A 15,638-nucleotide genomic window follows, 5' to 3' on the forward strand; every position below is an offset into this window, starting at 1 on the left:
ATTGTTCCTTTTTATTTCCATCTCAGCATATAACTACAGGCCTTATCTCTTCACACGAAAACATCACAGCACGAATAAAGAGTTACCTTAACTTCCAGTTTAGCCCAAATAAAGTACAAAATAAATTTTTTTACGGCAAAATGAGATTATATGTTCTACTATATTAATTGAGGGAAACAGATTAAGGAAAATAGATCATGCAAAAACAAACACTTATAGCAGTCTCTATTTTATTGGGAAGCAGTATTGCTTGTGCGGATACAACACCCAGTACAACAACTACTACAGCACCTGCTGCTACGTCAGTAGCTCCTGCAGAAGCACCCGCTGCTCCAGCAGTACCAGCAGCAACAGAAACATCTCCTGATGTTACTTCGGAAATGACTAAAGACGCATGGCTAAAGGCCATTGAGCCTATGTTACCAACTCTAATCTGTAAGGGCTTTATGAATGATCCAGATTTGAAACAACGCCTAGAAACAATCAAAATGACTTATGATCAATGTGTGAGTGTGATTCCTGAAAGTGTAGATAAGTGTCACAATCAACTTTATGCATCCATTCCAGCAAAAATCAGCAATACTGACGCCTCTACGTGGGGGAAAACGTTAGGTGAATGTATTGGTAAAGATTTTGCAATGAAATACCTTATAAAATAACTCTTCATTACTGACCTGAATAGGTTTCCCTATTCAGGTTTTCTTATAAAAAATCCATAATACTCACTTAAGAATCGCTTGGTATAATCAATGCTCACTAAACGATTTCAGCAAAGCTTTAAGGATTTTTTATGGGTAAATATCTTAACCAGCTTAGTTCACGTATTCAGCTAACAGATACAGCATACCGAAGAGAACAATACCAATCCTTTATGACGGGTCCAGAATGGCGCAATGTAGAAATGGCAGAAGAATATGCCAAACTACTTCGTGAAAACAAATCCATGTTCCAATTCCCCTACTTCCGGCAAATTTTTGATTTATGGAAGGTTGTATTCAACTCCTACTCCTCTGCCCGGAAATACGACAGTATCAGCTCAATATTGTTTTCTGAATACATGATCATGGACCTATTTATTGCAACATTCACGACGATGGAGCTACTTCCTAAAGGAATTATATCGCTGTTACTTTATCCCTTTTTAAAGAAAGACAATGAGAGCGAAATGCAACAGCATTTAGCAACGACTTTTGAACAGTATGCTGCTAACTTACAAACGGTACCATTCTATGATCATAAGTACAGTGAAATGCGTGCTGAGCTCGCAGAAAGATACCGACAATGTGAAAATAAAACTTGGGTTGATTGGTTTTCATGGACTGTAGTTTCCTGTGAGTTATGGGCTAGAAAATGGATTTCTAAACCGCTAAGTTACTGGTATCACCAAGAAAATAATGAAGTACCTCCATCAACTGATATTCTAGTTAAATTCGATGCTCAAGACGTAGACAATCCTGAGGATGCTAAACGCCTATTCCAACAGCAATTAGCCCAGGTTGAGCAAGCACATGCAGTTCAAGTAGTTGACTCCCATATTTATGCGAAAGACACTCCAAAAACTAAAGATGGACATACCTATACTTCAGTGTACGCCCGCCTTAATGCTCCACGCTATGCAGCATTTCAACCCGTGGTAAGAGCTCTTGGCGAACAAAACATTCATTTACGTGAGATTGCTGGGGAAAAACGAGTACAAGTGAAATGCACTATTGATACAGATAGCGCAGATAAACTTTTAGCTAAAGAAGAAGCCTTAAATCAAACTAAAAGAGCAGAAGCCCTCTATAGCTATGGCGATCATATTCATAGTAATCGCAAAATTTGCCTTTTTGATGTTCCCGTTAGAGATCTACATAAGACTCTTAAACGTTTAGAAAAACAAGACGACGTAGAAGTAAATTTTATCCATAATTTTTAAAGGAAATTTTACCATGCCTGCATTACCGAAACTTGGATATTTTAATGAAATTCCAGCCGGAATGATTGATAGAATCTATCGTGATAAAGCCACAAGTTTTTTTGGAAAAGCGTTTCAGTTTATCCAAAAACGAGTCATTTTTGCTTTTGGTTTTATGCCCCTATCATTTGTTGATATGGTTGTTAGTGGAATTACTGCCACTATTTATTCTTTCCGTGCATTCTTCACTACTGATGAAACACAAGAGGCTCGCTTAGAACAAATGAAAGTCTATGCGAACAATTTTAGTAAAAATCTTTATGCCCTGCTCGCCTCGGTATTTGGTTTAATTAGCCCGAAATTAGTAAGCTTGTACTTCGTTCCTAATGTGCATCAAACAGGAGTCAGCGCAGGTGGTGATTATCATCATGCTCGTAACGCAGTGATGGAGTCACCCGAATCGCTTGAGGAATTACAAGAGCTTGTTAAAAATGCAGCCCGTGAAGGTAAAAAGATAATGCCAATCGGTGCAGGCTTTAGTCAAGGTAAGCAATTTCTTCCTGAAGGGGATGAAAACCTAATTGTCGTTGATTTAAGTAATTTCAATACTGTTGAAATTCACTCCAAAGACAAGCAAGCCATTGTAGGTGCTGGGGCAGTTTGGTCTGATATAAAACAAGAAGCGAACAAATTTAAGCTGGCTTTAAAAGTAATGCAAGCCTCGGATGTGTTTTCAGTAGGTGGCTCCCTAGGTACCAACATCCATGGCTGGAACATTCACGATGGGATGTTATCTACAGTTGTTAGTTCAATTACGATTATCAACGCTCAGGGCGAATTAGAAACCCTCACCCCTGAAGATGATAAATTCCATAATGTTACTGGCGGTTTAGGCTTGTATGGCATTATTGTTTCGGCCACGATTGATCTCACTGATAACGAATTACTGAAAGAAAAAGGCGTTGCAATTGAACCTGAGCACTACGTTGAACACTTTCGTGACAACGTATTAACTGATCCAAATACCCGTATGCACTTATATCGCCTATCTCTCGATCCTAATAACTTATTGGGTTCAGGTGTTGCAGTCAGTTATGTGAAAGAAGATGAGAGGAAACCACTTCAAGATAATTTACGTCCAGAAGCAGCGCATGGTACTCGATTTGATCGCATTATGATTAACATGGCTCGCCACTCTCCATGGGCTCGCCAAAAATATTGGGAAATGGAACGCACACGTCTACTTGCCAACAATGGCGAGCTGATGAGCGTGAATAAAATTATGCAACCACCTATTAATGCTATGTTTAATGCATCAAAAAGTGAAACTGAATGGTTGCAAGAGTTTTTCTTACCCGAAGAGAACTTAACTGATTTTCTTAAAGAATTAGGCGCCTTACTGCAAACAAACGACGTTGCACTACTGAATGCCTCGGTACGTTTTGTTAAGAAAAATGACCGTTCACCTATGTCTTATGCTCATGATGGCGACCGATTTGCAGTAGTACTTTGCTTTAACCAATCGTTGGAAGAAACGGCGATCATCAAAGCACGTAAATGGATACGTCAAGCACAGCACCTTACCGTTGAAAAAGGTGGCGCTTATTACCTTCCTTATCAACACATTTCAAATCCGGAAGATTTCCATGCAGCATACCCGCACGTGGATGAGGCATTACGTGCAAAAGATGAAGCGGATCCAGATCATTTATTTGTCAGTGGTTTCTATCAGCGTTTTATGCAACCCAAACCTGAAACTACCAATCACTTTAAAGCGATTATGGCAAACGAAGAAACTAAAACAAAATTTGCTGGCTTTTTGAAGAATGTATTACATCGTATAGACAGTGATAAGTTTTTTGCCTTGTTAGAAGACATTATGCAATACAACGACAGTCATGAAGAAATTTATCAGGAGCTAGCGCGCCGTTTACCGGAAATCGCTCCTGGAACTGTGGGTGATTTAAGTCGTATTCTTGACTCCTTGTCAGCAATCAAAACCGACCTAGGAGAACAAGCACACACTCTATTGCCTCAAGAAATGAAAACCATTAATGGTCTTGTTGAAATTGGTTATCCAGGTCGCTTTGTTAATGGATTCAAACAACATTACAAAATTACCGGCGAGATTGTTGCTGTGTATGAACAACAATCAATAACAGATTACATCCAAACTGGCTTCCCACGTCCATATGATCGCTTCGAGCAATTGGATTACAGTAGACCTAATTTAGCTAATCTTAAAGATAATAGTGCTGATGTAATTACCTGTTACGTAGGTTTGCACCATTTTGAAGATGATGAGTTAGAGCATTTCCTGGAGGAGGTAAAACGTGTTCTGCGTCCTGATGGTCGCTTCTTGCTCGTAGACCATGATGTCACTGATGAAGAAACCATGAGCATGGCTCATATGGCTCATACGATCTTTAATGTGGTTACGGGTGTATCTCTTGAAGAAGAGATGAAGGAAACGCGTAAGTTCCACTCTATGGATCATTGGAGACAGAAATTACAAGAGCATGGTCTTGGCTATGCTGTTAGTGGTCCGGATGTTCCTCTAGTCCGTAATGGCGACCCTTCACGCAATCGTATGGTGAGTTTTGCTAAACCAGGGCCTTTAAATCAATTAAGCCAAGTGGTGGTGACTGAGCCGATTAATGATGCGGAAGTGGAACACAGACAAGCCCAAGTAATTGTGCCTGATTTTCGTATTCCTAGTACTAATTCGGATGCACAAACACTGAGTCGTCAAGGTGTATTCCAAGGAGGCAATACTACTCAATCTCCAACGAATGTTTCGGAAATTACTTTGAAATTATAAGTAAATGTAGGTTGAATCCATGCCCCAACCTGGAGTTCGGGTGTGGCTCAAGATCATGTTGGGCCATGGGCTCAGCATGATCTTGAATGTTCTATGCCTCTTCCCAATGATTAACCCCAGACTTTTTACATAAAAACTCAATAAAGTTCTGATGCGACTCAATTTCATCAGCTAAAGCCTGTACCACAATAGGATTGGCTAAACGAAGAGAGGCTATTTCTTGTACTTGGACTTCTTTCTTGACTGTCTCTTCAACCTCACCAAACAAACTACTCTGTCCACCGGTTAATGCCAGATATACAAAGGCCAAAATCTCCGCATCAAGTAACGCGCCGTGGAATTCACGATTAAAATGGTCAATACCAAAACGTTTGCATAAAGCATCTAAGCTATTACGTTGTCCGGGAAATTTATCTCGTGCATAGGTCAAGGTATCGAATACATCACAATATTCATCAAGTGTTTTCTTCCATTGCACATGCCTTAATTCAGAGTTCAGAAATCCCATATCGAACGCGGCGTTATGAATGATTAATTCCGAACCACCGACAAATTGTAAAAAATCAGAAACAACATCAGAAAATAAAGGCTTATCTTTTAAAAAATCATCGCTGATCCCATGCACCCGAAATGCACCTTCGTCAACCAAACGTTCAGGGTTAAGGTATACATGGAAGTGTTTTCCAGTTAATTTTCTATCAAATAATTCCACACAGCCAATTTCAATGACACGGTGGCCTTGCTCATGCCCGATTCCGGTGGTTTCTGTATCTAATACAACTTGTCGCATCAATTACTCACTTAGTTCTTCAATACCTTGGTTGGCTAATGCGTCAACCAATTCATTTTCTGTATGCCCTGAGTGTCCTTTAACCCAATGCCACGTTATTTTATGGCGTGATGCCAATTCATCTAAAAGAGTCCAGAGATCAGCATTTTTCACTGGTTCTTTTTTTGAGTTGCGCCAGCCGTTTTTTTTCCAACCGTGCAACCAGCTCATCATACCTTGTCTTAAATATTGGGAGTCAGTATATAAATCAACATCACAAGGGCGAGTAAGTGCCTCCAAGCCTTTAATCGCAGCCATAAGCTCCATACGATTATTGGTCGTATGCGCCTCTCCACCATGTAAAGTTTTTTCCGTACCTTTATAGCGAAGCAGAACCCCCCAACCACCAGGTCCAGGATTCCCTTTACACGCCCCATCTGTATAAATTTCTATACTCACTCAAACCTCGTTGTTTAACTTAACGTTGTTTACATTTCAGACCGAGAAAACTCCTCGCGCAAAATCATTTCCTTTACCGCAGCAATATCCGGCGCAAAATAACGATCATGGTCATAAGGAGCAACCACTGCTCGCACTGTATTATACACATCATCCAACAAGGGTGAAGTTTTTAAGGGTTTATGAAACTCAATTCCCTGACATGCTGCGAGCATTTCGATTGCTAAAATAGTCGCCGTATTATCATTCATCTCATGTAAACGCCGAGCAGCACTCGTTGCCATTGATACGTGATCTTCCTGATTGGCTGAAGTGGGCAAGCTATCTACTGAATGAGGATGAGCTAGAGCCTTGTTATCACTGGCACAGGAAGCGGCCGTAACATGGGCTATCATAAAGCCTGAGTTTAAACCGCTTTCTTTAATTAAGAAAGCAGGTAAGCCACTGAAATTCTTATCAATTAATAAAGCAATTCGACGCTCAGAACTCGCCCCAATTTCAGCAATAGCTAAAGCCAGATTATCTGCAGCCATGGCAACAATTTCCCCATGGAAATTACCACCTGAAAGTATATCGCCCTGTTCACTAAAGACCAAAGGGTTATCCGAAATAGCATTTGCTTCAACTTGTAGGGTTTCTCGGACAAAACTAATTTGATGTAAGGCCGCTCCCATAATTTGTGGTTGGCAACGTAATGAATAAGGGTCTTGGACTCGAGAACAATCCCGGTGCGATTCGCGAATTTGGCTTCCTGCTAATAATTCTCGATATAATGCGGCAACATCACGTTGTGTTTGATGGCCACGTACCTGATGAATACGGTCATCAAAAGGCACATCACTGCCCTGTGCGGCATCAACCGATAAGGCCCCTGTAATAAGAGCTACTTCAAATAAACTCTCAGTAACAAAGAGGGCTTTTATTGCAATGGCGGTAGAAACCTGTAGGCCGTTAAGCAAAGCCAAGCCTTCTTTGGCCTCCAGCTCAAGTGGCTCAAGTCCTGCTATTTTAAGACCTTCCAAGGCACTAATTATCTTGCCTTGATGCCGTACTTCCCCCACACCAAGTAAGGGCAAAGACATATGTGCTAAAGGAGCTAAATCACCGGAAGCACCGACTGAACCTTTAGCAGGAATACAGGGATACACTTGATGATTAAACAAAGCAAGCAAAGCTTCGATTAACTCCAGACGCACACCGGAGTAACCTTGAGCTAGATTATTGATTTTAAGCAACATAATCATAGCGACGATGTCATCTGCTAACAATTCTCCAGTGCCACAAGCATGGGAAAGCACAATATTGCGCTGTAATTGTTTTAATTTGTCAGTGGGAATTGTTTGGTTTGCTAATGAACCAAAACCAGTATTAATACCATAAACAGTCTTTTTATCTTGAATTACTTTTTTTACCGTTTGATGAGAAGTATTAATTGCTGCGAATGCATGGTTTGCAAGAGAACAAGGTAATTGATTACTCAAAATTTGTTTGATTGAGTGTAATGTTAACTGACCCGGTTCAAGAATAAAATGCTCAGACATAAAACTAACTCCTTTTTACCACTTAAAAACATGTTGCGTTTTAGGGGTGTACCCTCTCCCTCACTACCATAACTTGTAGGTTGAGCCCATGCCCCAACATTGAGTTCGCACCTGGCTCGATGCCCCATATATTAGGCCAAGGCCCCACAATGACGGTAAGGGTTAAGCTTATTCCCCCAACCCAACCAACGTCCTATTTCACCATGGGCAACCACAGCCCATTTTCTTTAGCACAGTTTTTCGCAAGCTCATAACCTGCATCAGCATGACGCATCACCCCAGTAGCTGGGTCGTTATGCAGCACTCGATCTAAACGTTGCGCTGCCTTTTCCGTTCCATCAGCAACAATGACAACTCCAGCATGCTGAGAGAATCCCATACCTACCCCCCCACCATGATGAATACTCACCCAAGTAGCTCCACCAGCACAATTTAGTAAAGCATTGAGTAAAGGCCAATCAGATACGGCATCACTTCCATCCATCATGCCTTCTGTTTCGCGATTAGGACTAGCAACCGAGCCTGAATCCAAATGATCGCGACCAATAACAATCGGTGCCTTGACCGCCCCACTCTTCACCATCTCATTAAAAGCCAAAGCTAATCGTGCTCTATCTTTTAATCCCACCCAACAAATACGCGCTGGCAATCCTTGGAAGGCAATTTTTTCTCTAGCCATATCAAGCCAACGGTGTAAGTGTTTATTATCAGGGATTAGTTTTTTAACCATTTCATCCGTTGCATAAATATCGTCAGGATCGCCAGATAAGGCAACCCAACGAAATGGCCCTATACCTTCACAAAACAATGGGCGAATATATGCAGGCACAAACCCTTCAAAATCGAATGCATGTTGTTCACCGGCTTCAAGAGCCATTTGGCGAATATTATTACCGTAATCAAAAACCGGGATTCCTCGCTGATGAAACTCAAGCATTGCATGCACTTGAATTGCCATTGACTTTTTAGCAGCCTGGACCACATCATCAGGAGCTGTGTGCCGCATTTTTTCTGCATACTCTAAAGTCCAACCCGCAGGCAGATATCCATTAAGTGGATCATGAGCACTGGTTTGATCCGTTACTAATGAAGGGGGTGCACCACGTGCAACTAACTCTGGAAATACTTCCGCCGCATTTCCTAACACAGCCACGGATATAGTTTTTTTCTGAGCGCAAGCTTCATTAATCCAGGCTAAAGCTTCATCTAAATTGGTGGTGTATCGGTCCAGGTAACGCGTTTTCAAACGCTTTTCAATGCGCGATAAATCGCACTCCACCGCTAATACACTGGCACCAGCCATTGTCCCAGCTAAAGGTTGCGCGCCACCCATGCCGCCTAAACCCGCAGTAAGAATCCAGCGACCGGACAGATCACCCTCATAGTGTTTGTTGGCAGCAGACACAAAAGTTTCATAAGTGCCTTGAACAATTCCTTGTGAGCCAATGTAAATCCAACTTCCTGCCGTCATTTGGCCATACATCATTAAGCCTTTCTTATCGAGCTCATTGAAATGGTCCCACGTTGCCCAACGAGGAACAAGATTTGAATTCGCAATTAATACGCGAGGTGCGTCTTCATGAGTGGTAAAAACCCCTACCGGCTTACCAGATTGAACCAACAGAGTCTGATTTGCGTCTAATGATTTTAGTACTTCTTCAATTTTTTCAAAACACTCCCAATTACGCGCAGCTTTTCCCAAACCACCATAAACAATTAATGAGTCAGGATTTTCTGCCACCTCAGGATCCAAATTATTATGAAGCATACGCAGTGCTGCTTCGGCTAACCAATTTTTGGCTTGCTTTTCTGTACCGTGATTTGCCCTTATTTCCCGCTTAGACTTGTTCGCATCCATAAAGCTTGCTCCATAGCTAAAAAATTAAATGAATCATACACTAGAGAGCATTCAGCGCATAGAGATATGCTTGGGGCCTTGATGCAGCACCACGTAATCAATATGAGATAAGTGAGAAAACCTTGATTACGCGGCACTGCATCAAGGCTACACACTTAGACAATATAGGCACCTAAAATATGCTATGATATACTCAGTGCAATCTTAATTAATTGTGAATATAAAAAGTGCAGAATCATGTTGAAAAACACCCTAAATCTCTAGGGATTTACTTTGCAACTGAGATGTGGGAACGTTATGGTTTTTATGTCGTACAATCACTTTTAGCCCTCTATCTAGCCTTACATTTTAAATGGCCTGACAAAAAAATTTATGCGTTGGTTGGTTCCTTTACCGCCCTAACCTACCTATCCCCAGTAGTTGGTGGATGGATTGCTGATAAATTAATTGGCCAAAAAAGAGCGGTTCTCTTAGGCGCAATCGTACTATTTATCAGCTATTGCCTGCTTTCTTCCGTAGATAGTGTAAACGTACTCACAGCCTCACTAGCAGGTATTGCTGTAGGTACGGGCCTATTAAAACCCAATATCTCTTCTTTGCTAGGTAATGAATATTTGCAAGGATCCGCCCGACGTGAAAGTGGCTTCACCATTTTTTATATGGGGATTACTTCCGGTATCATCTTAGGTACTACGCTGCCAAGCATTCTTACTGAACATTTTGGTTGGGCCGCTTCGTTTACCAGTGCTGCAATAGGTATGATTATTGCCTTTTTAGTGTTTTCTTTTGGTGTCAAAAAATATCAAATCAAAGACTATAATCTGTTTGTATTTCAATTTAAAAAAATTGTGCTCGCCTTCCTATTAATAGTTTTCCTCTGGGCCTTATCGTTTTACATTTTGAATTCTCCCAAATTAGCGAACGTTATCTTTGGATTAGTGGTCTTATTCTCCGCAGGCTATATTAGCTACGCAGTTAGCGGTGAAAATGCCAATCAATCACGACAAACACTGGTGATTGGTTTATTGTGCATTATTTCGGTCGTGTTTTGGGCATTCTACTTCCAAATGTTTATGTCATTGACTCTATTCATTTCACGAGTGGTAGAGCCAACTTTTTGCGGTATTCAATTCCCTGCCCCTTATTATGTTACCATTCAAAGTATTGGGATGCTCCTAATCGGTTATTTTTTAGCGAAAAGAAATCCACAACTTAACTTAATAGAACGCGGATTAAGTATTGGCAGAAAATTTTTAGCCGCTATTTTTATTACTACAGCAGCCTATGCAGTAATTGTTTTGGTAACTAATTTTACCGACCGTACAGCATTATTGTTTCCATTATTGATTATCCCCGCTTATTTAATGTTTTCATTGGCTGAATTATTGCTCTCGCCAGTGGGCTTATCTGCAATAACCTTGCTCGCTGATAAAAATAAAGTAAGTACCATGATGGGTATTTTCTTCGTTTCTTTAGGAATTGGAGGCTTTCTTTCTGGAAAATTGGCCTCTTTAACTTCAATTCCTACGGGTGAAACCAATATCGCGGTACTTAAATCGCTATATGCTGCAGCCTTTACCCAACAACTAGGGATCCTTTTTATTGCGGCCATTGGTTGTCTGGTTTTATTTGCTGTAATTAAGTTTTTATTAACACGTGTGAATCTTTCTGATTAATGTAGAACCTAGTCATATTTTGAGCCGAAAAATACAGTGGCAAAGCAGCCAAGCGCTGCTTTGTTCCATTTTCGCCCTGGAAAAATTTAAATCAAAAATCTCAGTTTCAAAAAAAATAATAGCAAATTAACATTATTAAGATTCCCTTAAGTTTTAACGATTACTATTGGCTCTATACATTTTAGGGAACATTAAATATGTTTTATAAAGCAGTTAAAGCTCAATATACTTTTATGATGAATCGTATTGATAATTTATCCGAAGCATTTTCTAACTATAAGTCGGGTAAGGAAAGTTTTCCCTATTCCAAGCTCTTTGATTTACATGATGAAATTAGCGCCATAAGCAATACTAAAGCAAAAATTGAATTACTAGTGTATTTAAGCAATGAAGTTGTAGGCAGACTTCTACATTATAATCCTAAACTTTTCTCATATTATGAAGCGCTAGAGCAAGAAATCAGCAGTTTTAATATAGATTCTGGGACTATTGCTTCTGAAGTTACTCTAGAATTTTAGAATAATACAGGAAGACAGAAGTCTCAGTTACTGGCTTCATTCGCAATGAGCTTCTAAATAAGGTTATTCTCCGGTATTTAAACACAACCCTTTTTATATTAAAAAAATGCTGTTATCATCCGGAGTTTTTTAGAAGATACCTTTTCTTATGTCTGATCAAAACCCAATGCTAGTGAAACTATTACATGCGCTTGAAGATATTCAGGCTTCCGATATAAAAGTAATTGATGTCCGTAAACAAACGACCATCACCGATTACATGCTTATTGCTTCAGGCCGTGCTTCACGTCACGTAAAGGCAATTGGTCAAAAAGTTATGGAAGATATGAAGTTAGCTGGTTTGCCTGCATTACATTGCACAGGACTTGAGACCGGTGACTGGGTTCTTATTGATTTTGGCGACTTTATTGTTCATGTCATGCAACCTGAAAGTAGACAATTTTATAATCTAGAAGGACTTTGGGAAGAACAACCCAACAATTAATTACCATGTTAAAAATTACCGTTATTACTTTAGGCAATAAAATGCCGGATTGGGTTGCTCAAGGGAGTAGTGACTATGCCAAACGATTTAATGACGGTATTCAGTTAAAAATAATTGAGATCCCGCTTATTCGCCGTAGTAAATCTTCTGATCTAACACGCATTATGGAAAAAGAGTCTGTGTTAATGAAAGAGGCTATTCCTACTGGCGCACGGATTATTGCTTTGGAAATTGAAGGGAAATCCTTTAGTAGTGAAGAATTAGCGCAAAAAATAACTCTATTGCAGCAAACCTCCAGCCATTTATGTTTTCTAATTGGCGGCCCCGAAGGGCTATCCCAAGAGGTACTCAAGCTATGTAATGAACGCTGGTCTTTATCAAAACTTACCTTGCCCCATCCTTTAGTTCGGATCATTTTGTTAGAAACTTTATATAGGGCTTGGTCGATTATGAATAATCATCCTTATCATAAATGACCTAGGTAGAGTCTACGACCTAATTTCTCGCAGCACATCGAAGTTTTGTAATACTAAAGAAAACCACGTTATTTAACAGCCTCAATGGCAAAAACCTGGATTTTAATATACTATGCATCCTTTTGAACCCCGTTAGCTGACTGTATGCAATGCGTCTGAATCAATCATTTAATAATTATCAATCAGAATCACAGAGTCAACGTTTTAGACTTAATTTGCTGGTCGCATTTATTATTATTTTATCTTTAATTCTGGTGTTAAGGCTTGCTTACCTACAAATCTCCGAATTTAAAAAATACCAAACCCTATCCTTAAAAAATCAGATGAGCATTACGCCCATCGCCCCTCCTCGCGGGGTGATTCTTGATAGAAATGGAGTCTTATTGGCAGAGAATATTCCTGTTTATGTTCTGGAAATAATCCCTGAACATGTTAAAGACATCCAACGAACCGTAAAACAGCTGCGCGAATTACTTCCCTCTATTACTGAGGATGATGAAATCAGTTTCAATCGAGCACGCAAGCAAAACCGTTCATTTATGCCAATTCCGATTAAATTAAAATTAACTCAAGAAGAAGTTGCCCTATTTGCAATTAATCAATATCACTTTCCAGGCGTCAGTATTAAAGCACGCTTAATGCGTCATTACCCACTTGGCGAGATAACTGCTCATGTTTTAGGTTATGTTGGCCGTATTAATATCCAGGAATTAAAAACTGTTGATCCAACTAATTATCGAGCAACCAACTTTATTGGGAAAGCCGGAATTGAGAAATACTACGAAGATATTTTGCATGGAACTGTGGGATATCAGATGGTAGAAACAGATGTGAGTGGCCGTACCTTGCGAGTAATTGACAAGATGAATCCTCACTCCGGAGCCAAGCTTTATCTAAGCATCGACATCCACCTGCAAAAAGCAGCCTACGAAGCTCTTCAAGGTAAACGTGGGGCAGCAGTCGTCATTAACTCTAAAAATGGCGAAGTGTTAGCTATGGTTAGCTCGCCAAGTTTTGATCCTAATATTTTTGTTGGTGGGGTTAGTTCCAAAGACTACAAGATCCTATCGAACACCTTGCAAAGACCCTTATTTAATCGCGCCGTACGTGGTGTTTATCCTCCAGCATCAACCATCAAACCCTTTGTGGGATTGGCCGGACTGGATAAAGGATTCATTACGACCTCTAGTACAATTTATGATCCAGGTAAATATAAACTTCCTAACTCCAGCCATATTTATAGAGATTGGAAAAAGGGTGGCCATGGAATGATTAATTTTAAGCGTTCCATTACCGTTTCCTGTGATACATTTTATTATCAGCTAGGTAATAAAATGGGAATCTCGAATATTGAGGACATGCTGGTTAAATTTGGCTTAGGCCATTTAAGCCATATTGACCTTTATGAAGAGGCCTCCGGTATTGTGCCAAGCCTTCGTTGGAAAAAACAAACTAAAGGGGTAACTTGGTATCCTGGCGATACATTAATTACTTCTATTGGCCAAGGCTTTATGCTTGCTACACCACTGCAAATAGCAAATGCAACCGCCTCACTAAGCCAGCATGGACAACGTTTCCGTCCTCATTTACTTACAAAAACAGTAAACAGTGATACAGGTGAAGTAAAACCCTATAAACTTGTTGAAGAATACCCAATTTATCTTAAAGACGAAGCCAATTGGGATATTGTTAAAGAAGCCATGCATAGCGTACTAACCAGTAATGAAGGAACGGGCTATCGATTTGGACGAAATCCACCCTACCCTGTAGCGGGTAAAACAGGGACAGCACAAGTCTTTAGTGGTCGCCAATATGAGAAAGCCAAATACGAAGATATTCCTGAAGCCTTGCGTGATAATTCACTATTTATCGCCTTTACTCCAGTAGATAAACCGGAGATTGCCGTAGCTGTAGTAGTTGAGAATGATTTTACGGCATCCATGGTTGCACGCAAGATACTGGATACTTATTACGAACTTTATCCGATGAAAACAGCTCATGAACAGAAGAAACAATAAACCCGTTTATCGGTTTACAACAAAATCGCTTCATATAGATCTCCCGTTATTAGGCCTTTTACTGCTTTTAATTAGTTTGGGCCTGTTAATTCTATACAGCGCCTCAAATGCTAATATAAGCATGATATTACGCCAATCCATGCGCTTAGTTTTTGCAACCTTAATTATGATCGTGCTCGGTTTTATCCCACCTCATAAGTACAAAATCTGGACCCCATGGATTTATAGTGTTGGTTTGGGCCTCCTGATTGCAGTAATGCTGATGGGTAAAATTGGTAAAGGCGCTCAGCGATGGCTAGAGTTAGGATTATTTCGTTTTCAACCTTCTGAAATTATGAAATTAGCGGTGCCAATGATGGCTGCTTGGTATTTCGATCGCCAAACCCGTCCCAGCAGCTTAAAATCCATTTCTGTTGCAGGCATTATTATCGGTATCCCGGCGTTACTTATTGCTAAGCAACCCGATTTAGGTACCGCCATTATGGTGGCTGCAGCAGGGTTCTGTGTCATATTCCTCGCCGGTATTCGCTTCAAAGTGATTTTAATGCTGATCTTATTAATTGGCGCAGCAATCCCAGCAGTTTGGCATGTGATGCACGATTACCAAAAACAACGTGTGTATACGCTACTCGATCCAGAGCAAGACCCGCTGGGTTCAGGATATCATATTATTCAATCCAAAATTGCTATTGGTTCTGGGGGCCTGGTTGGAAAAGGCTGGTTACAAGGAAGCCAATCGCATCTGAATTTCCTACCTGAGCATGCTACCGACTTTATTTTTGCAGTAAGTGGTGAAGAGTTTGGCTTTGCCGGAGGATTTGCCATTATTGCCTTAATTGTCTTAATTTCATTAAGAAGTCTTAATATCGCCTCTAATGCACAAACGACCTATACCCGGCTTCTCGCGGCAAGCCTTGCTATGTCATTTTTTATGTCAGGCTTTGTGAACATCGGTATGGTTATGGGAATTATTCCAGTTGTGGGTATCCCTTTGCCTTTAGTGAGTTATGGTGGAACGGCCATGGTTACCTTTCTGGCTGGGTTTGGGGTGTTAATGTCGATTAGTTCGCATAAGATTTTGTTTAATTGTTTGCGGTAAGCTTGATTGCATCATGCAGCAG

The 15,638-nt window shown here is 40.4% G+C and carries 13 protein-coding genes; 9 read left to right on the top strand and 4 right to left on the bottom strand.

Annotated elements, in window-relative coordinates; genetic code table 11:
- Nucleotides 1-197: 197 nt before the first annotated feature.
- The 3 genes from J2N86_RS09355 to J2N86_RS09365 all read left to right on the top strand — a co-directional run bounded on the left by J2N86_RS09355 (nt 198) and on the right by J2N86_RS09365 (nt 4,718).
- A complete protein-coding gene (locus tag J2N86_RS09355; RefSeq protein ID WP_252579128.1) occupies nt 198-659 on the top strand; it encodes a hypothetical protein in 462 nt (153 codons plus the stop codon).
- 131 nt (nt 660-790) lie between these two features.
- Nucleotides 791-1,918, top strand: a complete 1,128-nt coding sequence (locus J2N86_RS09360; RefSeq protein WP_252579129.1) for a hypothetical protein — start codon at nt 791-793, stop codon at nt 1,916-1,918.
- 13 nt (nt 1,919-1,931) lie between these two features.
- Nucleotides 1,932-4,718: an FAD-binding protein gene (locus J2N86_RS09365; RefSeq protein WP_252579130.1), complete on the top strand. Its 2,787-nt coding sequence runs from the start codon at nt 1,932-1,934 to the stop codon at nt 4,716-4,718.
- Nucleotides 4,719-4,809: 91 nt separating this feature from the next.
- On the opposite strand, the gene dnaQ is transcribed toward J2N86_RS09365, so the two are convergent.
- The 4 genes from dnaQ to hutU all read right to left on the bottom strand — a co-directional run bounded on the left by dnaQ (nt 4,810) and on the right by hutU (nt 9,345).
- Nucleotides 4,810-5,508 carry a DNA polymerase III subunit epsilon gene (gene dnaQ / locus J2N86_RS09370; RefSeq protein WP_252579131.1) on the bottom strand — a complete coding sequence of 233 codons (699 nt, stop codon included), beginning with the start codon at nt 5,506-5,508 and terminating at the stop codon, nt 4,810-4,812.
- 3 nt (nt 5,509-5,511) lie between these two features.
- The gene (rnhA, locus tag J2N86_RS09375; protein WP_252579132.1) at nt 5,512-5,946 is read right to left on the bottom strand and encodes a ribonuclease HI; all 435 of its coding nucleotides are present in this window, start codon (nt 5,944-5,946) and stop codon (nt 5,512-5,514) included.
- 29 nt (nt 5,947-5,975) lie between these two features.
- Nucleotides 5,976-7,487: a histidine ammonia-lyase gene (hutH, locus tag J2N86_RS09380; protein WP_252579133.1), complete on the bottom strand. Its 1,512-nt coding sequence runs from the start codon at nt 7,485-7,487 to the stop codon at nt 5,976-5,978.
- 193 nt (nt 7,488-7,680) lie between these two features.
- Nucleotides 7,681-9,345, bottom strand: a complete 1,665-nt coding sequence (gene hutU, locus J2N86_RS09385; protein ID WP_252579134.1) for a urocanate hydratase — start codon at nt 9,343-9,345, stop codon at nt 7,681-7,683.
- Nucleotides 9,346-9,572: 227 nt separating this feature from the next.
- On the opposite strand from hutU, the gene J2N86_RS09390 reads away from it, so the two are divergent.
- From J2N86_RS09390 to rodA, 6 genes are all read left to right on the top strand, one after another.
- Entirely contained in the window at nt 9,573-11,021 is a 1,449-nt protein-coding gene (locus J2N86_RS09390; protein WP_289781828.1) for a peptide MFS transporter, read from the top strand.
- Between the two features lie 197 nt (nt 11,022-11,218).
- The gene (locus tag J2N86_RS09395) at nt 11,219-11,539 is read left to right on the top strand and encodes a hypothetical protein (protein ID WP_252579135.1); all 321 of its coding nucleotides are present in this window, start codon (nt 11,219-11,221) and stop codon (nt 11,537-11,539) included.
- 148 nt (nt 11,540-11,687) lie between these two features.
- Entirely contained in the window at nt 11,688-12,023 is a 336-nt protein-coding gene (gene rsfS / locus J2N86_RS09400; RefSeq protein WP_252579136.1) for a ribosome silencing factor, read from the top strand.
- Nucleotides 12,024-12,028: 5 nt separating this feature from the next.
- Nucleotides 12,029-12,499, top strand: a complete 471-nt coding sequence (gene rlmH, locus J2N86_RS09405; RefSeq protein ID WP_252582436.1) for a 23S rRNA (pseudouridine(1915)-N(3))-methyltransferase RlmH — start codon at nt 12,029-12,031, stop codon at nt 12,497-12,499.
- 149 nt (nt 12,500-12,648) lie between these two features.
- Entirely contained in the window at nt 12,649-14,517 is a 1,869-nt protein-coding gene (gene mrdA / locus J2N86_RS09410) for a penicillin-binding protein 2 (protein WP_252579137.1), read from the top strand.
- Nucleotides 14,498-15,616: a rod shape-determining protein RodA gene (rodA, locus tag J2N86_RS09415; RefSeq protein ID WP_252579138.1), complete on the top strand. Its 1,119-nt coding sequence runs from the start codon at nt 14,498-14,500 to the stop codon at nt 15,614-15,616. The genes mrdA and rodA overlap by 20 nt, the downstream gene beginning before the upstream one ends.
- The last annotated feature ends 22 nt before the right edge of the window (nt 15,617-15,638 follow it).

It is taken from the genome of Legionella lytica (assembly GCF_023921225.1).
Taxonomy (GTDB): domain Bacteria; phylum Pseudomonadota; class Gammaproteobacteria; order Legionellales; family Legionellaceae; genus Legionella; species Legionella lytica.

Coding starts and splice junctions, on each gene's coding strand:
- J2N86_RS09365 (WP_252579130.1), top strand. CDS start 1,932: ATGCCTGCATTACCGAAACTTGGATATTTTAATGAAATTCCAGCCGGA.
- J2N86_RS09355 (WP_252579128.1), top strand. CDS start 198: ATGCAAAAACAAACACTTATAGCAGTCTCTATTTTATTGGGAAGCAGT.
- dnaQ (WP_252579131.1), bottom strand. CDS start 5,508: ATGCGACAAGTTGTATTAGATACAGAAACCACCGGAATCGGGCATGAG.
- rodA (WP_252579138.1), top strand. CDS start 14,498: ATGAACAGAAGAAACAATAAACCCGTTTATCGGTTTACAACAAAATCG.
- hutU (WP_252579134.1), bottom strand. CDS start 9,345: ATGGATGCGAACAAGTCTAAGCGGGAAATAAGGGCAAATCACGGTACA.
- J2N86_RS09360 (WP_252579129.1), top strand. CDS start 791: ATGGGTAAATATCTTAACCAGCTTAGTTCACGTATTCAGCTAACAGAT.
- rsfS (WP_252579136.1), top strand. CDS start 11,688: ATGTCTGATCAAAACCCAATGCTAGTGAAACTATTACATGCGCTTGAA.
- rlmH (WP_252582436.1), top strand. CDS start 12,029: ATGTTAAAAATTACCGTTATTACTTTAGGCAATAAAATGCCGGATTGG.
- hutH (WP_252579133.1), bottom strand. CDS start 7,487: ATGTCTGAGCATTTTATTCTTGAACCGGGTCAGTTAACATTACACTCA.
- J2N86_RS09395 (WP_252579135.1), top strand. CDS start 11,219: ATGTTTTATAAAGCAGTTAAAGCTCAATATACTTTTATGATGAATCGT.
- mrdA (WP_252579137.1), top strand. CDS start 12,649: ATGCGTCTGAATCAATCATTTAATAATTATCAATCAGAATCACAGAGT.